Annotated in this window: 21 protein-coding genes; 12 read left to right on the forward strand and 9 right to left on the reverse strand. The window is 61.7% G+C overall.

What is annotated here, in order from left to right:
• Positions 1-193 precede the first annotated feature (193 nt).
• Positions 194-982: a helix-turn-helix domain-containing protein gene (locus ACI77I_RS29365; RefSeq protein ID WP_094953426.1), complete on the reverse strand. Its 789-nt coding sequence runs from the start codon at positions 980-982 to the stop codon at positions 194-196.
• 85 nt (positions 983-1,067) lie between these two features.
• Here ACI77I_RS29365 and ACI77I_RS29370 point away from each other — a divergent pair, with 85 nt between their 5' ends.
• From ACI77I_RS29370 to ACI77I_RS29390, 5 genes are all read left to right on the forward strand, one after another.
• On the forward strand, positions 1,068-2,066 hold the full coding sequence (locus tag ACI77I_RS29370; protein ID WP_094953425.1) for a bile acid:sodium symporter family protein: 999 nt from the start codon (positions 1,068-1,070) through the stop codon (positions 2,064-2,066).
• An 87-nt stretch (positions 2,067-2,153) separates the two neighbouring features.
• Entirely contained in the window at positions 2,154-2,516 is a 363-nt protein-coding gene (locus tag ACI77I_RS29375; RefSeq protein ID WP_094953424.1) for a hypothetical protein, read from the forward strand.
• A 111-nt stretch (positions 2,517-2,627) separates the two neighbouring features.
• Positions 2,628-3,812 (forward strand): sugar transporter, encoded by a 1,185-nt coding sequence (locus ACI77I_RS29380; protein ID WP_094953423.1) that lies wholly within the window; start codon positions 2,628-2,630, stop codon positions 3,810-3,812.
• A gap of 140 nt (positions 3,813-3,952) precedes the next feature.
• The gene (aqpZ, locus tag ACI77I_RS29385) at positions 3,953-4,651 is read left to right on the forward strand and encodes an aquaporin Z (RefSeq protein ID WP_094953422.1); all 699 of its coding nucleotides are present in this window, start codon (positions 3,953-3,955) and stop codon (positions 4,649-4,651) included.
• An 88-nt stretch (positions 4,652-4,739) separates the two neighbouring features.
• Positions 4,740-5,009: a hypothetical protein gene (locus tag ACI77I_RS29390; protein WP_406999650.1), complete on the forward strand. Its 270-nt coding sequence runs from the start codon at positions 4,740-4,742 to the stop codon at positions 5,007-5,009.
• 104 nt (positions 5,010-5,113) lie between these two features.
• Here ACI77I_RS29390 and tal read toward each other — a convergent pair whose 3' ends face one another.
• From tal to ACI77I_RS29405, 3 genes are all read right to left on the reverse strand, one after another.
• Positions 5,114-6,037: a transaldolase gene (gene tal / locus ACI77I_RS29395; RefSeq protein ID WP_094953421.1), complete on the reverse strand. Its 924-nt coding sequence runs from the start codon at positions 6,035-6,037 to the stop codon at positions 5,114-5,116.
• Positions 6,038-6,351: 314 nt separating this feature from the next.
• Positions 6,352-6,573 (reverse strand): hypothetical protein, encoded by a 222-nt coding sequence (locus ACI77I_RS29400; protein WP_406999652.1) that lies wholly within the window; start codon positions 6,571-6,573, stop codon positions 6,352-6,354.
• A gap of 147 nt (positions 6,574-6,720) precedes the next feature.
• Positions 6,721-7,665, reverse strand: a complete 945-nt coding sequence (locus tag ACI77I_RS29405) for an aliphatic sulfonate ABC transporter substrate-binding protein (RefSeq protein WP_406999654.1) — start codon at positions 7,663-7,665, stop codon at positions 6,721-6,723.
• Positions 7,666-7,872: 207 nt separating this feature from the next.
• On the opposite strand from ACI77I_RS29405, the gene ACI77I_RS29410 reads away from it, so the two are divergent.
• Positions 7,873-9,204 carry an LLM class flavin-dependent oxidoreductase gene (locus tag ACI77I_RS29410; protein ID WP_094953418.1) on the forward strand — a complete coding sequence of 444 codons (1,332 nt, stop codon included), beginning with the start codon at positions 7,873-7,875 and terminating at the stop codon, positions 9,202-9,204.
• A 188-nt stretch (positions 9,205-9,392) separates the two neighbouring features.
• On the opposite strand, the gene ACI77I_RS29415 is transcribed toward ACI77I_RS29410, so the two are convergent.
• Positions 9,393-9,935 (reverse strand): thioesterase family protein, encoded by a 543-nt coding sequence (locus tag ACI77I_RS29415; protein WP_094953417.1) that lies wholly within the window; start codon positions 9,933-9,935, stop codon positions 9,393-9,395.
• A gap of 109 nt (positions 9,936-10,044) precedes the next feature.
• Here ACI77I_RS29415 and ACI77I_RS29420 point away from each other — a divergent pair, with 109 nt between their 5' ends.
• Complete coding sequence (locus ACI77I_RS29420; RefSeq protein WP_406999656.1) at positions 10,045-11,004, forward strand: GlxA family transcriptional regulator; 960 nt, start codon at positions 10,045-10,047, stop codon at positions 11,002-11,004.
• A 1-nt stretch (position 11,005) separates the two neighbouring features.
• Here ACI77I_RS29420 and ACI77I_RS29425 read toward each other — a convergent pair whose 3' ends face one another.
• Positions 11,006-11,869, reverse strand: coding sequence for a LysR family transcriptional regulator (locus ACI77I_RS29425; RefSeq protein ID WP_242155565.1), 864 nt, complete (start codon positions 11,867-11,869; stop codon positions 11,006-11,008).
• A gap of 102 nt (positions 11,870-11,971) precedes the next feature.
• Here ACI77I_RS29425 and ACI77I_RS29430 point away from each other — a divergent pair, with 102 nt between their 5' ends.
• Entirely contained in the window at positions 11,972-12,970 is a 999-nt protein-coding gene (locus tag ACI77I_RS29430; protein WP_406999658.1) for a quinone oxidoreductase family protein, read from the forward strand.
• 63 nt (positions 12,971-13,033) lie between these two features.
• Here ACI77I_RS29430 and ACI77I_RS29435 read toward each other — a convergent pair whose 3' ends face one another.
• The 3 genes from ACI77I_RS29435 to ACI77I_RS29445 form a co-directional block, all read right to left on the reverse strand.
• A complete protein-coding gene (locus tag ACI77I_RS29435; RefSeq protein ID WP_094953413.1) occupies positions 13,034-13,381 on the reverse strand; it encodes a hypothetical protein in 348 nt (115 codons plus the stop codon).
• 144 nt (positions 13,382-13,525) lie between these two features.
• Positions 13,526-14,248: a pirin family protein gene (locus ACI77I_RS29440; RefSeq protein WP_242155567.1), complete on the reverse strand. Its 723-nt coding sequence runs from the start codon at positions 14,246-14,248 to the stop codon at positions 13,526-13,528.
• 83 nt (positions 14,249-14,331) lie between these two features.
• Positions 14,332-14,763 (reverse strand): helix-turn-helix domain-containing protein, encoded by a 432-nt coding sequence (locus ACI77I_RS29445; RefSeq protein WP_406999661.1) that lies wholly within the window; start codon positions 14,761-14,763, stop codon positions 14,332-14,334.
• 170 nt (positions 14,764-14,933) lie between these two features.
• Between ACI77I_RS29445 and ACI77I_RS29450 the strand changes: the two genes are divergently transcribed.
• The 4 genes from ACI77I_RS29450 to ACI77I_RS29465 all read left to right on the forward strand — a co-directional run bounded on the left by ACI77I_RS29450 (position 14,934) and on the right by ACI77I_RS29465 (position 19,067).
• Complete coding sequence (locus tag ACI77I_RS29450) at positions 14,934-15,524, forward strand: antibiotic biosynthesis monooxygenase (protein ID WP_242155569.1); 591 nt, start codon at positions 14,934-14,936, stop codon at positions 15,522-15,524.
• The gene (locus tag ACI77I_RS29455; RefSeq protein WP_406999663.1) at positions 15,521-17,359 is read left to right on the forward strand and encodes an amidohydrolase; all 1,839 of its coding nucleotides are present in this window, start codon (positions 15,521-15,523) and stop codon (positions 17,357-17,359) included. Before ACI77I_RS29450 ends, ACI77I_RS29455 begins: the two co-directional genes overlap by 4 nt.
• Positions 17,360-17,383: 24 nt before the next feature.
• The gene (gene ycaC / locus ACI77I_RS29460; protein ID WP_242155571.1) at positions 17,384-18,001 is read left to right on the forward strand and encodes an isochorismate family cysteine hydrolase YcaC; all 618 of its coding nucleotides are present in this window, start codon (positions 17,384-17,386) and stop codon (positions 17,999-18,001) included.
• Positions 18,002-18,179: 178 nt separating this feature from the next.
• Complete coding sequence (locus tag ACI77I_RS29465; protein WP_406999665.1) at positions 18,180-19,067, forward strand: LysR family transcriptional regulator; 888 nt, start codon at positions 18,180-18,182, stop codon at positions 19,065-19,067.
• The last annotated feature ends 185 nt before the right edge of the window (positions 19,068-19,252 follow it).

The following is a 19,252-nucleotide window of genomic DNA, read 5'->3' on the forward strand; positions in this document are numbered from 1 at the left end:
ATACGAAGCCGTTACCGCAGCAACGGATATGTACTCATATCTACCTAAAAACCCGGTCAAAAACTTAGCGCAACACAAAAAGTTGCGTAGATACCCATGCTGCGATGAGGCCGTGTCAGCTGACATATTTCCAGCTGACCCACCGCTATCGCAGGCAAACCAGCTCCCACCTTTGATCCTCATCGCCCGAGCATCAGCGAAAGAACTCCCCCGGTGTTGCATCAAACTGCTGACGAAACGCTGCGATAAACGCCGACGTCGACTCATACCCACACCCCAGCGCCACATCCGTGACCCGCTCACCTTGTTCCAGGGCCGGCAGGGCACTCAGCAGCCGCAGCCGCTGGCGCCATGCGCGGAACGTCAGCCCGGTATCACTCAGGAACAACCGGCTGAGCGTCTTCTCACTCACCCCCAGCTTGCGGCTCCAGTCTCCCAAGGTCGTGTGCTGTTCCGGGTGCAGATTCAGGCTGCGATAGATCTGCCGCAACCGCACGTCGTGGGGCAACGGCAGCATCAAGTCCACCTGGGGCGCAGCCGCAAGCTGGTCCAGCACCACCTGGGCCAGACGCCCATCGGGCCCATCCTCGGTGTATTCCACCGGCAGCTCGCTGAAGCTGCGGATCAACTCGCGCAACAAACTGCTCACCTCCAGCACCTGGCAACGCTCGGCCGCCCACGCGGTGACGCTGCAATCGAGGTACAGGCTGCGCATTTCCGTGTGTGGCGAACTGAACACTCGGTGCGGCACGCCCGCCGGGATCCACACCGCGCGCTGGGGCGGGGCGACGAAGCGGCCGACGCTGGTCTGGATCTCCAGCACCCCGGAAATCGCGTAAGACAACTGCACCCACGGGTGGCTGTGCCGGCGGGTCAGCGCACGATTGGGCAACGATTCGGTGCGCCCATACACCGGCCGTGGCAGGCTTGAAAGCCCGGGCACACTGCGCCGCACGGTCTTGTCATGTCCTTTAGGCGGCATTTACTGGCTCATTGGCGTTAGTCGGTAATAAGCCGTTACGTTAGAGTCGCAGCGATGCTCTTGGCAACCCCTGGAAGATTTGCTTATGACCCGCCCGCGTTTTTTGCCCGATAACTTCACACTGATCCTGATCGCCACGGTGATCCTCGCTTCATTGCTGCCCGCCAGCGGCCAGACCGCCGTGGCCTTTGGCTGGGTGACGAACTTGGCTATTGCGCTGCTGTTTTTCCTGCACGGCGCCAAGCTGTCGCGCCAGGCCATCGTCGCCGGTGCCGGGCACTGGCGCCTGCACCTGCTGGTGTTCAGCTTGACCTTTGTGCTGTTCCCCCTGCTGGGCCTGGCGCTCAAGCCGTTGTTGTCGCCGCTGATCGGCAAAGACCTGTACATGGGCATGCTCTACCTCTGCGCGTTGCCGGCCACGGTGCAATCGGCGATTGCCTTCACCTCATTGGCGCGCGGCAATATCCCGGCGGCGATCTGCAGCGCAGCGGCCTCCAGCCTGTTCGGCATCTTCCTCACGCCGTTGCTGGTGGCCCTGCTGCTCAATGTGCACGGTGACGCGGGCTCGACCGTCGACGCGATCTTGAAAATCAGCGTGCAGCTGTTGCTGCCGTTTGTTGCCGGGCAAATTGCCCGTCGTTGGATCGGCGAGTGGGTGGGCCGCAACAAATCCTGGCTGAAATTCGTCGATCAGGGCTCGATCCTGCTGGTGGTCTACGGCGCGTTCAGCGAAGCGGTCAACGAAGGCATCTGGCACCAGATCCCGCTGTGGGAGCTGGGCGGCTTGGTGGTCGCGTGCTGCGTGTTGCTGGCGCTGGTGCTGGTGGCGTCCGCGGTGCTGGGCAAGGCCTTTGGCTTTAACCAGGAAGACCGCATCACCATCTTGTTCTGCGGCTCGAAGAAAAGCCTCGCCACCGGCGTGCCGATGGCCCAGGTGCTGTTTGCCGGCGCGACCATGGGCGTGTTGATTCTGCCACTGATGCTGTTTCACCAGATCCAGTTGATGGTGTGTGCGGCGCTGGCACAGCGCTACGCCAAGCGGCCGGAAAGCATCCCCGAGATGATGGGGCAGGTGGATCCGTGATCTAGGTCACACCCTTGGCCGAATCCCCTCAAGTTAACGCCTGCCCAGACGACTACCCTTATTGAGAGCCCAATAAGGAGTGTCGGCATGAACGTTAAAGGTATTTCGGTATTTACCGGCCTGTTTTGCCTCTGGGCAGGTGCCTGTGCTGCGGCACAGACAGTGGGGCAGGGCACCATTTATTTCACTGGCGCCATCGTGGAACCTGGGTGTGCGACAAATGCGCGCAGCGGCGCGGTGATGGAACTGAACGGGTGCGCCATTTCCAACCGGGGCAGCCGCTTCGATGTGAGCAATGTGTCGCCGGTGGCCAGCGTCAATGCCGCCCATGTCAAGCTGGTGGCAGACAGCGGCAACGGGCGCTATTACGACCAGCGCTATCTGCTGGTGGACAGCGCCGGCAAGCCGATCCAGTCGGGCAACTACGTGATCACCATGACCTCGCCCTAAACCTCAGCGCGACGATCCGCGTCAACAGCGTGGCCAGAAACCTATAGAATGCTCGGCGGCGGCGCTGTTCTGCGTGGCCGTAGGATCATCGCCAGAGTACCTCGCCCGCCAATGAGCATTTCAGCCGCAACCCCCCAAGCCAACTGGCAACCGGTCATCGCCCTCGCGTTGGCCGCATTTGTATTCAATACCACCGAATTCGTACCGGTCGGCCTGCTCAGCGCCATCGGCGCCAGCTTCGACATGCCCATCGCCAGCGTCGGCCTGATGCTCACCATCTATGCCTGGATCGTGTCGCTGACTTCGCTGCCGGTGATGCTGCTGACGCGTAACGTCGAGCGGCGCAAGTTGCTGATCGTGTTGTTCGGCTTGTTTATCGCCAGCCATATCCTCTCCAGCGTCGCCACCAGCTTCGGCTTGCTGATGGTCAGCCGCATCGGCATTGCCTTGTCCCATGCGCTGTTCTGGTCGATCACGGCCTCCTTGGCCGTGCGCTTGGCGCCGCAAGGCAAGCAAGTGCAAGCCCTCGGCCTGCTGGCCACCGGCACGTCCCTGGCGATGGTCTTGGGCATTCCGCTGGGCCGCCTGCTCGGCGAAGCCATGGGTTGGCGCACCACGTTCCTGGTGATCGCCGCGTTCGCCGCCGCCCTGGTGTTCTGGTTGGCGCGCACTTTACCGGCGCTGCCGAGCCAGAACTCCGGCTCGCTGCGCAGCCTGCCGATGCTGTTCAAACGCCCGGCACTGGTGGCGCTCTACGTGCTCACCGCCATGGTGGTGACTGCGCAATTCACGGCCTACAGCTACATCGAACCCTTTGTCGAAGGCGTTGCCGGCTTGAGTGGCAATGTGGTGACCCTGTTTCTACTGGTGTTCGGCGGCGCGGGCATCATCGGCTCGCTGTTGTTCAGCCTCGTGCACCGCTTCAACCCGCACCTCTTCGTGGTCAGCGCGGTGTTCCTGCTCGCCGCGTGCCTGGCGCTGATGCTGCCCTTGAGCGGCGCCGAGTCATACCTCGTCGGCCTGAGCGTGTTCTGGGGCATGGCGATCATGGGCTTTGGCCTGGCCATGCAATCTAAGGTTCTGGTGCTGGCACCGGACGCCACCGACGTGGCCATGGCGATGTTCTCCGGCATCTACAACATCGGCATCGGCGGCGGCGCCCTGATGGGCAGCTGGGTCGGCAGCCACTTCGGCTTCGCCTGGATCGGCGCGGCAGGTGGGGCGCTGGCGGCGGTGGCGTTGATTGGGTACTGCCTGGCGATTCATCGGTATGGCCAGGGTGTGGCGCGTAGCTGACGCGAAAAATCGGCACAGATTAAAGACAATTCCTACAGGGCGTTTTGTTGCCCATTGCTACCGTCGCGCCGGGCCTGCCACATCCCGTGGTGACGGCAATTGCCACGACCTTGAACAAGAGGCGTGGCACTTGGAATGCAATGGAGTCGATTGTGCAAAAACGTTTGACCGCAGAGTTTCTAGGTACCTTCTGGCTAACGTTCGGCGGCTGTGGCAGCGCCATTCTGGCCGCGGCATACCCAGGGTTGGGCATTGGTTTTGTCGGTGTTTCCCTTGCGTTTGGTCTCACCGTGCTGACCATGGCTTACGCGGTGGGTGGCATTTCCGGCGGGCATTTCAACCCGGCGGTGACGATCGGCTTATGGGTGGGGCGTCGTGTTCGCAGCGTTGATGTGCTGCCGTACATTGCGGTGCAGGTGCTTGGCGCGACGGTTGCCGCTGCGGCACTGTTCGAGATCGCCAACGGGCAACCGGATTTTTCGGCGGGCGGTTTTGCCGCCAACGGTTATGGCCCGCTCAGCCCAGGCAAGTTCGACTTGTTTGCCGCGCTGCTGGCAGAAGTGATCGCCACGTTCTTCTTTGTCCTGATCATCATGCGGGTGACTGCGCCGGGTGCGCCGGCCGGTTTTGCGCCGATCGCCATCGGCCTGGCACTGACCTTGATTCACCTGGTCCTGATCCCCGTCACCAACACCTCCGTCAACCCGGCTCGCAGCACCGGGCCAGCGCTGGTGGCCGGGGGCGAGTACATCTCGCAACTCTGGCTGTTCTGGCTGGCGCCGATCGTGGGCGGGATACTGGGTGCATTGGCAGCCCGTGTGTTGGGCGAGCGCAACTAAGCGCGAGTCGTTTCCGAGAGCGTGTTTGGCGGCGGCGGGCCTGTCTATAAGGCCGCCGTTTGCCAATGCCTCCCGGAGCCGATTGCCGATGCCATGTTCATTGATCAAACCCGCACTCTTCACCGGTATTTGCACACGGATGCTCAGCCTTTCAAGCCAAGCCGCCAGTTTTGATTGCACGAAGGCCAAGTCCGCTGACGAGATCGCCATCTGCACCAACCGCAATCTCAATGACCAGGACGTAACGATGGCGTTGCTCTACGACCTGAACAAGCACTTCATGGCCATGGGTGGACGGGCAAGCGGCCTGGCTCAAGCAGCGGCGCAGGTGCGGGTCACGGGTGAGTTGCCTGAGTGACGCCTACATGCAACGGATTGGCATGTTGCGCGGGTTTATTGAAGAGCGGGTGATGACGAAGGGGCCGTTCTGAGCGCCCTCGCCACACGGGTCATGGTGCGCTGTTAAAGCGCAGCCAACACCGCCTCCAACTTCTCCTGATCCCGCGCAAACTGTCGAATGCCTTCCGCCAGTTTCTCTGTGGCCATCGCATCTTCATTCGACGCCCAACGGAACTGCGCTTCGGTCAATTGCTGACGCGCTTCGCCTTCGGCGCCCGGCAGCAGTTTGCGTTCCAGGGGGCCGTTATCCTCATCGAGTTTTTGCAGCAAGTCGGGGCTGATGGTCAGGCGGTCGCAACCGGCCAGCTCTTCGATCTGGCTGAGGGTGCGAAAGCTCGCGCCCATCACTACCGTCTCAATGGCGTTGGCCTTGTAGTAGTTGTAGATGCGCGTTACCGACTGCACGCCCGGGTCATCAACGCCGGTGTAGTCCAGGCCGGTGTTTTTGCGGTACCAGTCGTAGATGCGGCCCACGAACGGCGAGATCAAAAACACCCCCGCATCGGCGCAGGCCACGGCCTGGGCGAAGGAGAACAGCAAGGTGAGGTTGGTCTGGATGCCAGCCTTTTCCAGGCGTTCGGCGGTGCGGATGCCTTCCCAGGTGGAGGCCAGCTTGATCAGCACGCGGTCGCGGCTGATGCCGGCCTGGTCGTACAGGGCGATTAATTGGTTGGCTTTGGCCCACAGCGCGTCTTCATCGAAGGACAGGCGCGCGTCGACTTCGGTGGAGATGCGCCCCGGAATCACCTTCAGAATGCCGGCACCCACCGACACCGCAAAGTGATCGCAGGCCAGGCCCACGTCGCCTTTGGACAGGTTCACGGCATTGCGCAGCAGCTCGGCGTATTCCGGGATGGCGGCGGCTTTAAGCAGCAACGACGGGTTGGTGGTGGCGTCCACCGGGCGCAGGCGGCTGATGGCTTCGAGGTCGCCGGTGTCGCAGACCACGGTGGTGAATTGCTTGAGTTGTTCGAGCTTGGACGTCATGAGCGGCGGCCTCCAGGAAGGGTGGGCAAGGGCACCTGTTGTACCACTTCCTGGACGGCTTGTTTACCCGCTCGCTAATCCGTCAAGCCTCTGGAAAGCCGACTTTGTGTGGTCAGCGGTTCTGCAACAGTTGCACATCCAAGCGGCGAGACACTCGGTGGCATCGGCAATGTAGCGCGCGGGGATGGCGAAAATCATGCTCGGTGACCTGATCGCAAGGAGAGAAAGCCCTTTTTGCGGCCACCCGGTAGGGTTGCCAAATGAGCTTTTTCTCCTTCCATGATCATTCGCGACGCATTTAGTACGTTCGCTTATTAAAAGGGACGGCCGGCAGGAGGAGGCGGCGGCGAGATTGCGTCATCAATGTATTTCTTCGCGCTAGCTAACGTGTCTTTGGTTATGCTGTTTCTCTTTCCAGTAGGGCTTATGGTGGTGTAAGCCTTGACCTGATCAACCAGGTTGTTATTGCTGTCGTTACGGCCCCCCGTTAGCCCTTCTTCAATTTGATAACCTTTGTAAGTTTCGACGATTGCCATGGGATGCTCCTTGCATGATGGGTTTACCACGACAGCCTAAAAAGACTCGCAGGGGGCGTCTACTGTGATAATTGACAGGTAATCAGAACAATTGGCGATAGGTTTTATAACCAGTCGCGCTTGAAGAATGAGGCCTGTCGATAGACCTCAGGGCTTCCAAGTCTGCACATCCTTGGCATCCACTGCCTTGGGCAACAACCCGGCCTTGAAGAATGCGTCCGCGATCTTCTGCTGTTCCCCCAACTGATCCACCGTCACCGGTTGCACCTGATAACTGCGGTGCGCATTGGCGGCTTCAACCGTGGCCACGTCCAGGTTGCCCCACAGCGGGCCGAGCACTTTCGCCGCGTCCTGCGGGTTGGTTTTCACCCACTGGCCGGCTTTTTCCAATTGCGCATACACCACCTTCAACACCTCGGGATGCGCCTTGGCGTAGGGCGTGCCGGTCAAGTAATAACGCTTGTAGCTGGCGAGGCCGGCGCCGTCCGCCAGGGTGTGGGTCGGCAGTTGACGCTGCACGCTGGTGAGGAAGGGTTCCCAGGTGACCCAGGCGTCAACCTTGTTGTTTTCGAAGGCCGCGCGGCCATCTGCCGGCGACAGGTAGGCCGGCTCGATATCCGAGAACGCCAAACCTGCTTTGGCCAGCGCGGCGATCAGTAAATAGTGAGTGCCGGCGGCCTTGGTGACCGCGATTTTCTTGCCTTTCAAATCCGCCAACTGTTGGATCGGCGAGTCCTTGCGCACCACGATGGCCTGGGCTGAAGGCGAGGGCGCTTCCTGGGCGAAGTAGGTGAGTTTGGCTTGGGCGGCCTGAGCGAAGATCGGCACGGTGTCGGCCACGTCGGCACTGATGTCGACGTTGCCCACGTTCAGCGCTTCGAGCAGCGGCAAGCCGCTGGGAAACTCGTGCCAGCTCACGCCAATATTGTCGGCCTTGAGGGCTTTTTCCAGGGTGCCCTGGGTTTTCAGCAGAGTGATCAGGGTTGAGGATTTCTGGTAACCGATGCGCACGGTTTCCTGGGCCTCAGCACTGGCCGCGATCGAAAAAGCCAACAACCCGAGGACAACAACGAGGGGGCGGCGAATAGACATGGCGCGCTCGATATTCAGCGAAATATGGCCAAGCTTAAAGTTCTAAAAAGCATTCGATAAATACTCTTTCGGTCTGAGCTTAGGGCGCTTTTACTGCGTTTCGATGAATGGGGCATATCCATAGAATTATATCGTTCTTTCATAATGCCTAATTATCAATATAACTTTTAAGGCTGAATCTTTTAAGTCTCCCTGCTAAGGCCTTCCATGACCACGAGCCGCCAAATCCACCTATCGGCGTTCCTGTTGAGCGGCCCCGTGGTGCACAGCCACGCCGTGTGGCGCCACCCTGAAACCGTGGGCAATTACCTCGACCCCGACTACTACTCACGCATCGCCAAGGTGGTGGAAGAGGGCCTGTTCGACTTCCTGTTCTTCGCCGACCGCCTGGCCGTCGGCGACCAAATGGGCGGCTCCCGTGAGTTCGCCTTGCGCTACGGCGCCCAGGACGCCACGCGCCTGGACCCGTTACCGATTCTGTCTTATCTGGTAGGCCAGACCCGCAAGCTGGGCCTGGGCGCGACGCGCTCCACCACCTACTACGAACCGGCACATATCGCCCGCGAGTTTGCCACCCTCGACCACCTGTCCAAGGGCCGCGCGGCATGGAACATTGTCACCTCGATGAACGACAGCGAAGGGCGCCTGTTCGGTAAGGACAAGCACCTGGAACACGACCTGCGCTACGACCGCGCTGATGAGTTTGTGGACGTCGCGCTGAAACTCTGGAACAGCTGGGGCAAGGACGCGCTCAAGCTGGACCGCGAGCGTGGCGTGCTCGCCGACCCGGCGTTGATTACGTCGGTGCAGCACCACGGCGAGTGGTTCAAGGTTGAAGGGCCGCTGAATATTCCGCGCACGCCCCAGGGCCGGCCGGTGCTGATCCAGGCGGGTTCGTCCGGGCGCGGTCGGCGGTTTGGTGCGCGCTGGGCCGAAGCGATTTTCACCATTCACCCGCACTTGGCGGCCATGCGCGCCTTTCGCGATGACGTGCGCGCCCAAGTGGTGCAGCAAGGGCGCGATGCCGACAGCTGCAAGGTGCTGACGGCGGTGATGCCGTTTATTGGCGGCAGCGAGGCCGAAGCGCGGGCCAAGCGCGACCAGCACAACGCCCTGGCGCGGCCCGAGTTGGGGCTGGTCACACTGGCTTCGCAACTCAATGTGGACCTGTCGCCATTCCCGCTGTCGGCCACCTTGGCCCAGATCGCCCAGTCGCCGCTGATCCATGCGGCGGCTGCCGAAAAACTGCTGATGCAAGGCCCGCAAACCACTCTGGAACAACTTGGCCGACTGTTCGCCAGCAGCGTGCGCGTGCCACAACTGGTGGGCACCGGGGCGCAGATCGCCGACCAGTTGGCGCAGCTGTTCGAGCAGGGCGGGTGCGATGGGTTTGTGATTTCACCGGGCTATTTGCCGGGGTCGTTTACCGAATTTGTCGAAAGTGTGATTCCGCATTTGCAGCGCAAAGGGTTGTTTCGCACCGCGTATGAAGGCTCGACGCTGCGCGAGCATCTGGGGCTGGCTGATCTGCAGGCCTGAAACCCCTCTTTGTCGCAAGCGGGGCTGTTGTGGCGAGCGGGCTTGCCCCGCGTTGGGGCGCGAAGCGGCCCTAAAGCCTGACACCGCGCTCTATGAGTAAGCGCGCAGTGGCCTCTATTGGGGCCGCTTCGCCGCTCAGATGGGTTGGAGCCGGTCAGTGCCGGGCAGTCCGCGTCAGCGCCTTGACTTCAAACCTGCTCCTCTTCCCGCAACTGCACACTCATATCATCACAGCTCTTTGCCCAGTCGCTGAGCCACTGCGGCATAGCCGGTGACGCCTCGACCAAGCCCAGCTCCCGCACAAAATCTGCTGGGGGCAGGGTGCCTTTGGCTGAACGAAATAGCCCGCGCATCACCACCACCCCAACCACCCGGCCTTTGCTGACGAAACGGTGCTCCATCAGGCTCCACTTGTGGTCCCAGCCAAGCATGCGGGTGTGTACCTCAAACGCTTCGAACAGCTTCAGCTCGCGGCGAAACTTGCCCCAGGTATCGCCCACGATCGGCAGTGCCTTATTGCGCAGGGCCACGCGAAACGCGCCGGTGCGCAGTACAAAATCCATCCGCGCAACGTCCGCCAGCGAGAAATACCGGCCGTTGGTGACATGCCGGTTGATATCCAGGTCCAGCGGCCACACCCGCATGCGCACCACGGTGGTGTCAAGGCCATGGGCGGGCTTGCGCCAGGGGCGACGGGACAGCATGAACAGCAATCGAAACCAGAGATTCATAAACGCGCCAGGCAGTTGATCAGTGGCAGCACTGTAAGGGCGTGGAATCGGCTAAGGTAGGTGCGCAAATGACTTATTACATGCGAAAAGCGCAAAGGGGCGCTCCTTTATGCACATTACCTTGCTCCTGGTCGATCAATGTTCTGCCGCCAGCGCCACCCTGGCGCTGGAGATGCTCAGCGCTGCCAACCTGTTTGCTGACACGCCTCAGTTTGAAATCGTGGTCGCGTCCCTCGACGGCCAGGCCGTAGACGCTTGGGGCGGGCAGCGCTTGCAGGTAGCGTGCTCGACCGCGCAGGTCCGCCAGACCGACTTGATCCTGGTCCCCGGCTTTCTGTTTACCCTCAAACAAGCCTTGCCGACTTTTCCCGCATACGCGCCTTGGTTGCGCGAGCAGCATGCTCAGGGAGCTGTGTTGGCGTCGATGTGCACGGCGGCGTTTTTGCTGGCGGAGAGCGGCCTGTTGCGCGGCCTGCGCGCCACCACCCACTGGGCGTTTGCTGAGTTGTTCCGACGGCGTTACGCAGACGTGGTCCTGGAAGACGCGCAAATTCTCTGCGAAGAAAACCGTGTGATTACGTGCGGTGGCGCCAGTGCGGCGATGGACCTGATGCTGCACCTGATCCGCCGCTTCGGTTCACCGGAGCTGGCGCATACCTGTGGCAAGTATTTGTTGATCGACAACGTGCGTACCGAGCAGTCGGTGTACGCCATGTGGTCGTTGCCCAAGAGCCACGGCGACGGTGAGATCCTACGGGTGCAGCATTGGCTGGAGCAGCAGTTTGCCCAAGCGCTGGTGATTGATGATGTGGCCCGGCGTTTTGGTTTTGGCGTACGCAATTTCAAGCGGCGGTTCAAAGAGGCGACTGGCTACACGCCAATCGCCTATGTGCAAACCCTGCGCCTGGAGCGCGCCAAGCAGATGCTCGAGTCGACGCGCATGACCCTTGAAAGCATCACCTATGCGGTCGGGTATGAAGACAGCAATTCGTTTCGCCGCCTGTTCCAACAGCGCGTAGGGATGCTGCCGGCGGCGTATCGCAAGAAATTCCTCGCCACGTCGTACTGATTCAACGCCGCAACTGCGCCTCACCTTCGATGCACGCCACCAGAAACTCCATCACCACTTTCACCGATGGCGAGCGGCGTATATCGGGGTACACCGTCAGCCAGATATCGCGCATCGGCCCGTCGCTGGCTGTCGGCAATCGTGCCAGCAACGGGTCGTGATCGCCTACCAGCGTTGGCAATACCACCGCGCCGACATGCGCGCGGGCGGCCATTTGCTGGGTGATCAGGTCGCTGGCGGCAAACACGATCGGGCGTTGGCCGCGCAGTTGGTGCAGCCACGCCTGTTGCGGCAGGTGATCGCGGCTGTTGTCGTAGGCGATGAATGTCCATTGGCTGGCAGGCAGCGGGTTGAATGCCGGCGCGGCATACAGACCGAAGCGCACCACGCCGACTTTGCGGCGCACCAGTGCCTCTTCGTCGGGGCGCACGGTGCGCAAGGCGATATCGGCTTCGCCCTTGTCCAGCGCGGCCAGTTGCGTGGAGGGCATTAGCACCAGGTTCAACTGCGGGTAGTCGGCGCGCAGCCTGGCGACGTGGGGCGCGATGCAGTGGTTGGCGATGGACGGCGGGCAACTGACCCGCACCGTGCCGGCCAGTTCGATGGAGGCGACCCGTGACAGGCGCAGCACCTCGGTGGCCATCTCGCCCATGCCTGCCGCGACTTGGGCCAGCGCCAGGCCTTGGGCGGTGAGCGGCCGGCTGCGTGGCAGGCGGTCGACGAGCTTCACGCCCAAGGCCTTTTCCAGCGCGTCGACCCGCCGCCCGACGGTGGCGTGTTCAACCTGCAACTCGCGAGCGGCCGCCGACAGCGACTGGGTGCGGGCCAAAACGGTGAAGTAATACAGATCCTGCCAATCGAACATCGGGTTATTTCCGCACAGAGCCTGGGAGATATTCGGGAATTTTCCAGCCGAAGAAGTCCTTTTACCATGGCCGCTTCCCAGTGCAAACGGAGTTGTTCCCCGATGAAAGCCATTACCCTGCAAGCCTACGGCGGTCCCGAAGTCGCCCAATTGCGCCACGACGTTGCCAAACCCCAGGTCACGGCGGGGCATGTGTTGGTCAAAGTGGCCTGCGCCGGGATCAGTTTCATGGACATTCATACGCGCCAAGGCAAGTACGCCAACTCGGCGACGTACCCGGTGCGCCTGCCGTGCACCTTGGGCATGGAAGGCGCCGGTGTGGTGGTGGAAGTCGGCCCGGGCGTGAGCCATCTGGCCGTCGGCGACCGCGTGGCCTGGTGCATTGCCTGGGGCGCCTATGCCGAGTACGCCAATGTGCCCGCCGACAAAATTGCGCAGATTCCCAGCGAGATCAGCTTCGATCAAGCCGCTGCGGCGATGTTCCAGGGCTGCACGGCGCACTACCTGATTGACGACGTGGCCCGGTTGCACGCGGGCAGCACCTGCCTGGTGCACGCAGCGTCCGGCAGCATTGGGCAATTACTGGTGCAAATGGCGCGGCGGTTGGGGGCCACGGTGTTTACCACCGGCAGTACCGAGGAGAAATGTGCGATTGCCCTGCAGCGCGGTGCACACCAGGCCTGGACGTATGACCGGTTTGCCGATCAGGTCCTGCAAGCCACAGGCGGGCAAGGGGTGGACGTGGTGTTTGATTCGCTGGGTAAGAACACCTTGCGCGAAAGTTTGCGCGCCTGTCGCACACGTGGGTTGATCGTTAATTACGGCAACGTGTCCGGCTCGCTGACCGACCTGGACCCGATTGAGTTGGGCGAGGCGGGTTCATTGTTTCTAACCCGGCCCCGGCTGGCCGATCACATGATCGATGGCGCAACTGTGCAACGGCGCGCCAATGCGGTATTCGCGGCGATGCTGGAGGGATCACTGAGCGTCGCGATCGAGGGCCATTACACCCTGGAGACGGTGCAGCATGTCCATGCGCGCATCGAAGCGCGGCAGCAGATCGGCAAGGCAGTGCTGTGGGTAGACCGCGACCAGCGCTGAATCCTGGACGAAAAAAAACCGGCTGATCAGGCCGGTTTGGGGTGCCCCGCGAACATGGCGGGGTTATGCGTTGTTGCCTTGCAGACGATCCGCACCGCCTTCGGCCAGGCCACGTTCCTGCAGACGATCGGCACCGCCTTCAGCCAGGCCACGTTCCTGCAGACGATCGGCACCGCCTTCGGCCAGGCCACGTTCTTGCAGACGATCGGCACCGCCTTCGGCCAGGCCACGTTCTTGCAGACGATCAGCGCCACCTTCAGCAACACGACGTTCCAGCAGACGGTCAGAACCACCTTCTGCTACGTGGTTACCTTGCAGGCGATCCGCGCCGCCTTCAGCGACAACCGGGTGAGCAAAAGCGTTTGCAGCAAGTACCGAGAAAGCGAGGCTAAGCAAGAGTTGGCGTTTCATGGTGGTGTGCTCCGAGTGTTCTAGTGGGGTGCCGTTTGGCATGGGTTTGATGGTACGCGTTGGATTTTTTAAGAGAACTTCATTGCGCTGATGGTGACTATCGATGCCAGCGATAGCCCGTTTTGAGGGCTATCGTGGCGACGGTCATGGCATCTGCGGCAGTTCCTGAGGGCGCAGGTCGAATACCAGCACCTCGGCATTCTCGCCATGGCTCAGGCGGATCTGCCGTTCATTGCGCACCCGGGCGCCGTCGCCTTCCTGCAAGCGCTGGCCGTTGACTTCAACGCTGCCCCGGGCCACGTGGATGTACACGTGGCGGTCGGGCGGCAGGTCCAGGGTCGCGGTTTCGTCGCCGTTGAACAGCCCGGCATACACCCGTGCATCCTGGCGAACACTCAGTGAGCCTTCGGCGCCGTCCGGCGAGATGATCAACTGCAAGCGCCCACGTTTCTGCGCCGCGCTGAAGTGCTCCTGCTGATAGCGTGGCTCGGCGCCGACCACATTCGGCACAATCCAGATTTGCAGGAAGTGCACGCCCAGGCTCTGGCTGTGGTTGAACTCGCTGTGGGCGACGCCGCTGCCGGCGCTCATCAGTTGTACATCGCCGGGGCGAATCACCGAACCGGTGCCCAGGGTGTCCTTGTGTTCCAGGGCGCCGTCGAGCACATAGGAGAAAATCTCCATGTCCCGGTGCGGGTGCTGGCCGAAGCCTTTACCGGCCGCGACGCGGTCATCGTTGATCACCAACAGGTCGGAAAACCCCTGTTCCTTGGGGTTCCAGTAACTGGCGAACGAGAAGGTGTGGAACGACTTCAACCAACCGTGATTGGCGGCGCCGCGTTCCGAGGCTTTGCGAAGGGTCAGCATGGGATGTTCTCCTCAAGGGAAGCGTTGCTGCGAGATGCAGGGCTTCGGTGTGAGGAGAAGATTACTGGTTATCGAAAGGTTGATTAAGAAGCTGAAGCCTGAATGACTGTCTCTATAGGGTTGACAATGGCCAGCTGTGCCGTCCTGAGGTGATGGCGATAGCGCAGTTGCAGCTTGCGCCAGGTCAGCGGGTTCACGCCTTCGCTGCGGCTGAACAGGTGGCAGAAGTGCGCCTGGTCGCAGAACCCGCATTCTTGGCTGATTTGCGTCAGGCTCAGCGCGGAGCCGATGATCAGCAGCTTGGCCTGCTTGATGCGTTGTTGGCGAATCCATTCCTGGGGCGCCACACCGGTGGTGCGTTTGAACGCCCGGGAGAAATGGCTGCGCGACAGCTCACAGGCGCGCGCCAGTTCCGTCACTTCCAGGGGGTGGGCAAGGTTGGCGAGAATCAATTGCTTGACCCGTTGTTCCCGCTGGGCACACAGCGTTCCGGTTGCAGCTGCTGGTTGAGCCATGATCGATATCCGTGGTCGATGGGCGCTGGTTTTCACCCACCTTACCGGTGAATGAAAGCCCAGTGTAGACCGCTGCCGGCATCTCTTGTGCTGAGCACATACATGCAATTTTTCTGAATCGGGCCGTCGCACACTAGCGCGAACGCTCACGCATCCAGGGGAAGTGCACGATGGACTCAACAGCGCAAGGCGGGCCGGACGAGGTCGTGACCCTGGTGGTCAAGCACCGCATAAAACCGGGGTTTGAAGCCGACTACGAAGCTTGGCTGCGGCGCATCGTGCGCATTGCCGGTGAGCGCCCGGGCCACCTCGGCGTCGACGTGGTACGCAGCAAGCAAGGCGGGCTGGCGCTGTTCACGTGCGTACTGCGCTATCGCTCGGCCGATGACCTCAAAGCTTGGCTGAACTCGCCACAGCGCCTGGACCTCATCAACGAGGCAACGCCGATGCTCGCCGACGGCGACCAGACCGAAGTCGGCGCGGTCAACGAGTTCTGGTTTGCGCCGCTGGCCGATGCCGCCGCCAAGCCGCCACGCTGGAAACAGGCAGTGGTGACCCTGTTTGTCATCCTGCCGCTGACCCTGCTGATCCCGATCATCTGGGGCCCGGTGCTGCGCCTGCATCCGTTCCTCTCCAACTACGTGGTCGCGACCTTTCTGGTCACCCTGACCATCGTGCTGCTGGTGGTCTACCTGCTGATGCCGGCCGCCACTCGACTGTTCGCCCCCTGGCTTGAAGCCTCTGTCAAGGAAACCCTATGAGCGCCGATCTGATTCTGTTCAATGGTCAGTTCCACACCGTGGACCGTGAAAACCCGCGCGCCACCGCCGTCGCCATCCATCAGGGCCGTTTTGTGGCGGTCGGCACGGACGGCGAGGCCATGGCCTTGCGGGGCAATGGCACCCAGGTCATCGACCTCAAAGGCCGCACCGTGATCCCCGGCCTCAACGACTCACACCTGCACCTGATCCGTGGCGGGCTGAACTACAACCTCGAACTGCGCTGGGAGGGCGTGCCGTCCCTGGCCGACGCGCTGCGCATGCTCAAGGAGCAAGCCGACCGAACGCCGACGCCACAATGGGTGCGCGTGGTCGGTGGCTGGAACGAATTCCAGTTCGCCGAAAAGCGCATGCCGACCCTGGAAGAGTTGAACCAGGCCGCGCCGGACACGCCGGTGTTCGTGTTGCACCTGTACGACCGCGCCTTGCTCAACCGCGCCGCCCTGCGTGTGGCCGGCTATACCAAGGACACGCCGAACCCGCCGGGCGGCGAGATCGTGCGCGACAGCCACGGCAACCCCACCGGCATGCTGGTGGCGCGGCCTAATGCGATGATCCTCTATGCAACCTTGGCCAAAGGCCCGAAATTGCCCTTGGACTATCAGGTCAACTCAACCCGCCAGTTCATGCGGGAACTCAATCGCCTGGGCCTCACCAGCGCCATTGATGCCGGCGGTGGTTTCCAGAATTATCCCGATGACTATGCGGTGATCGAGCAACTGGCCAAAGACGAACAGTTGACGGTGCGCATCGCCTACAACCTGTTCACCCAGAAGCCCAAGGAAGAACTCAGCGATTTCAAACACTGGACCGGCAGCGTCACCCTGCACCAAGGCGATGATTACCTGCGCCACAACGGCGCTGGCGAGATGCTGGTGTTTTCGGCGGCGGACTTCGAAGACTTCCTCGAACCACGTCCCGACCTGCCGCTGACCCTGGAGCAGGAGCTGGAGCCGGTGGTGCGCCACTTGGTGGAGCAGCGCTGGCCGTTCCGCCTGCACGCCACGTACAACGAATCCATCTCACGCATGCTCGACGTGTTCGAGAAGGTTAATCGCGATATTCCGTTCAATGGCCTGCCGTGGTTTTTCGACCACGCCGAAACCATCACGCCCCACAACATCGAGCGCGTGCGCGCCCTGGGCGGTGGGATTGCGATCCAGGACCGCATGGCGTTCCAGGGTGAATACTTTGTCGGGCGCTACGGCGCCAAGGCTGCCGAGGCCACGCCACCGATCAAGCGCATGCTGGCCGAAGGCGTGCCGGTCGGGGCGGGCACCGATGCCACGCGGGTATCGAGCTACAACCCGTGGACCTCGCTGTATTGGATGGTCAGCGGCCGCACCGTCGGCGGCCTGGAACTGCACGCCGAAGGCCTGCCGCGCCTCACCGCGCTGGAGCTGTTCACCCACGGCAGTGCCTGGTTCTCCTCGGAGCAGGGCAAGAAGGGCCAGATCAAGGTCGGCCAGTTGGCGGACGTCGCCGCACTCTCGGCGGACTTTTTCAGTGTCGATGAAGAGGCCATCAAGTGGATCGAATCGGTGCTGACCGTGGTCGGCGGCAAGGTGGTGTACGGCGCCGGCGACTTCGAAGGTTTAGCACCACCGTGCGTGCCGGTGCTGCCGGACTGGTCGCCGGTGGTCAAGGTGCCGGGCCACTGGCGCCCTGGCTCGCCGTTGCAAGCCCAAGTCCATCAATGCAGCGGCCCGTGTGGCGTGCATGCCCATAGCCACGAGAAGGCGCGCCTTTCCAGCGCGCCGGTCAGCGACTTCCAGGGTTTCTGGGGGGCGTTTGGCTGCTCGTGCTTTGCCTTCTGATTAACCCCCCAAAGGAGCTGACCCATGACTTACAAACGCTTGAACAAAGACGACGCCGTGGTGCTGTTGGTGGATCACCAGACCGGCCTGATTTCCCTGGTGCAGGATTTCTCGCCCAATGAATTCAAGAACAACGTGCTGGCCCTGGCCGACGTGGCCAAGTTCTTCAAGCTGCCGACCATTCTCACCACCAGTTTTGAAACCGGCCCCAACGGCCCGCTGGTGCCGGAACTGAAAGAGCTGTTCCCGGACGCGCCGTACATCCCGCGTCCTGGTCAGATCAATGCCTGGGACAACGAAGATTTCGTCAAGGCAGTGAAAGCCACCGGGCGTAAGCAATTGGTGATTGCCGGTGTGGTCACCGATGTTTGCGTGACCTTCCCAACCCTGGCCGCGTTGGCGGAAGGTTTTGAAGTGTTCGTGGTGACTGACGCCTCCGGCACCTTCAACGAAGCCGTGCAACGTGCGTCGTGGGCGCGCATGAGCGCGGCCGGTGCACACTTGGTGAACTGGTTTTCGGTGGCTTGCGAGTTGCAAGTCGACTGGCGCAACGACATGGAAGGCCTGGCCAACCTGCTGTCACCGCGCATTCCCAACTACCGCAACCTCATGAACAGCTACTCGGCGTTTACGGCCAAGTAACTCGACAGGTAGGACACCGAACCCTGTGGGAGTCGGGCTTGCCCGCGATGGCGCAGTGTCAGTCGACATCACTGTTGTTTGACACTGCGTCATCGCAGGCAAGCCAGCTCCCACATTTGATTTGTGGTGCTATGACTGACCGGTTATAACTCAGCAAAATGTCCACCGAGAAGCGACAATGAACCCTTTCGAAGACATGCGCTTGTTCTGCCAGGTCATGGAGTCCGGCAGCTTCACCGCCGCCGCCGAGCAACTGGGCCTGTCCAAACAATTTGTCAGCCGCCGCCTGATCCAGCTGGAAGACCGCCTCGGCGTGCGCCTGCTCAACCGCTCCACGCGTCGCCTGGACGTCACGCCACTCGGCCAGAGTTACTACGAATCGGCCTTGCGCCTGCTCAGTGAAGTCGAGCAAGTGGAGCAGGGCATCGCCGGCCAGAACAGCGAGCCGCGTGGCACCCTTCGCCTCAGCGCGCCGTTGTCGTTTGCCATGGCTCACCTGGGCTGCCTGTTGCCGTCATTCCTGCAGCGCCACCCGCATGTGTCGGTGGAAGTCGATCTCAGCGACCGCCCCGTGGACCTGATCGGCGAGGGTTACGACCTGGTGCTGCGCATCGGCACCCTCGAAGACTCCACCCTGATTGCCCGGCGCATCGCCAGCGTGCAGCGGGTGTACTGCGCCAGCCCCGAGTACCTGGCCTTGCGCGGCACGCCGCTCAAACCCGAAGATCTGACCGCCCACGACTGCCTGCCCTACGGCCACGGCCGCCAGGTGCAATGGCGGTTCCAGACCAAGGGCAAGCTGCAATCGGTGAATGTCAGCGGGCGCATGCGTGTGAATAACGGCGAGCTGTTGCGCGACACGGCCATTGCCGGCCTGGGCGTCACCTACTTGCCGACGTTCATCGTTGCTGACGCCTTGAAGGATGGGCGTTTGGTCACGCTTCTGGAAGACTTCGCGCCCGAAGCCCTGACCCTGTCGGCCGTTTACCCGCAGCACCGGCAAAGCTCGAGGCCGGTGCTGGCGCTGGTGGAGTTCTTGCGTGAACGCCTGGCTGGCGGCTGCTAATTCACTGACACAAAACAACTGTGGGAGCTGGCTTGCCTGCGATAGCGGTAAGTCAGTTGGCATAGTCTCAGTTGACCCACCGCTTTCGCAGCATAGGTATCTACGCAACTTTTTGTGTTGCTTTTAGCCTTTGATGGTTTAGGTAGATTGAGTACATATCCGTTGCTGCGGTAACGGCGGCTATG

The organism is Pseudomonas sp. D47 (assembly GCF_045447305.1).
GTDB lineage: Bacteria > Pseudomonadota > Gammaproteobacteria > Pseudomonadales > Pseudomonadaceae > Aquipseudomonas.

Excerpts from the sequence above, each read along its gene's own strand:
- ACI77I_RS29400 (WP_406999652.1), bottom strand. The coding sequence starts at position 6,573 with ATGGCAATCGTCGAAACTTACAAAGGTTATCAAATTGAAGAAGGGCTA.
- ACI77I_RS29425 (WP_242155565.1), bottom strand. The coding sequence starts at position 11,869 with ATGTTCGATTGGCAGGATCTGTATTACTTCACCGTTTTGGCCCGCACC.
- ACI77I_RS29450 (WP_242155569.1), top strand. The coding sequence starts at position 14,934 with ATGGACTCAACAGCGCAAGGCGGGCCGGACGAGGTCGTGACCCTGGTG.
- ACI77I_RS29465 (WP_406999665.1), top strand. The coding sequence starts at position 18,180 with ATGAACCCTTTCGAAGACATGCGCTTGTTCTGCCAGGTCATGGAGTCC.
- ACI77I_RS29445 (WP_406999661.1), bottom strand. The coding sequence starts at position 14,763 with ATGGCTCAACCAGCAGCTGCAACCGGAACGCTGTGTGCCCAGCGGGAA.
- ACI77I_RS29370 (WP_094953425.1), top strand. The coding sequence starts at position 1,068 with ATGACCCGCCCGCGTTTTTTGCCCGATAACTTCACACTGATCCTGATC.
- aqpZ (WP_094953422.1), top strand. The coding sequence starts at position 3,953 with ATGGAGTCGATTGTGCAAAAACGTTTGACCGCAGAGTTTCTAGGTACC.
- ACI77I_RS29435 (WP_094953413.1), bottom strand. The coding sequence starts at position 13,381 with ATGAAACGCCAACTCTTGCTTAGCCTCGCTTTCTCGGTACTTGCTGCA.
- ycaC (WP_242155571.1), top strand. The coding sequence starts at position 17,384 with ATGACTTACAAACGCTTGAACAAAGACGACGCCGTGGTGCTGTTGGTG.
- ACI77I_RS29380 (WP_094953423.1), top strand. The coding sequence starts at position 2,628 with ATGAGCATTTCAGCCGCAACCCCCCAAGCCAACTGGCAACCGGTCATC.
- ACI77I_RS29455 (WP_406999663.1), top strand. The coding sequence starts at position 15,521 with ATGAGCGCCGATCTGATTCTGTTCAATGGTCAGTTCCACACCGTGGAC.
- ACI77I_RS29415 (WP_094953417.1), bottom strand. The coding sequence starts at position 9,935 with ATGAATCTCTGGTTTCGATTGCTGTTCATGCTGTCCCGTCGCCCCTGG.
- ACI77I_RS29365 (WP_094953426.1), bottom strand. The coding sequence starts at position 982 with ATGCCGCCTAAAGGACATGACAAGACCGTGCGGCGCAGTGTGCCCGGG.
- ACI77I_RS29405 (WP_406999654.1), bottom strand. The coding sequence starts at position 7,665 with ATGTCTATTCGCCGCCCCCTCGTTGTTGTCCTCGGGTTGTTGGCTTTT.
- ACI77I_RS29410 (WP_094953418.1), top strand. The coding sequence starts at position 7,873 with ATGACCACGAGCCGCCAAATCCACCTATCGGCGTTCCTGTTGAGCGGC.
- ACI77I_RS29440 (WP_242155567.1), bottom strand. The coding sequence starts at position 14,248 with ATGCTGACCCTTCGCAAAGCCTCGGAACGCGGCGCCGCCAATCACGGT.
- tal (WP_094953421.1), bottom strand. The coding sequence starts at position 6,037 with ATGACGTCCAAGCTCGAACAACTCAAGCAATTCACCACCGTGGTCTGC.
- ACI77I_RS29430 (WP_406999658.1), top strand. The coding sequence starts at position 11,972 with ATGAAAGCCATTACCCTGCAAGCCTACGGCGGTCCCGAAGTCGCCCAA.
- ACI77I_RS29420 (WP_406999656.1), top strand. The coding sequence starts at position 10,045 with ATGCACATTACCTTGCTCCTGGTCGATCAATGTTCTGCCGCCAGCGCC.
- ACI77I_RS29375 (WP_094953424.1), top strand. The coding sequence starts at position 2,154 with ATGAACGTTAAAGGTATTTCGGTATTTACCGGCCTGTTTTGCCTCTGG.
- ACI77I_RS29390 (WP_406999650.1), top strand. The coding sequence starts at position 4,740 with ATGCCATGTTCATTGATCAAACCCGCACTCTTCACCGGTATTTGCACA.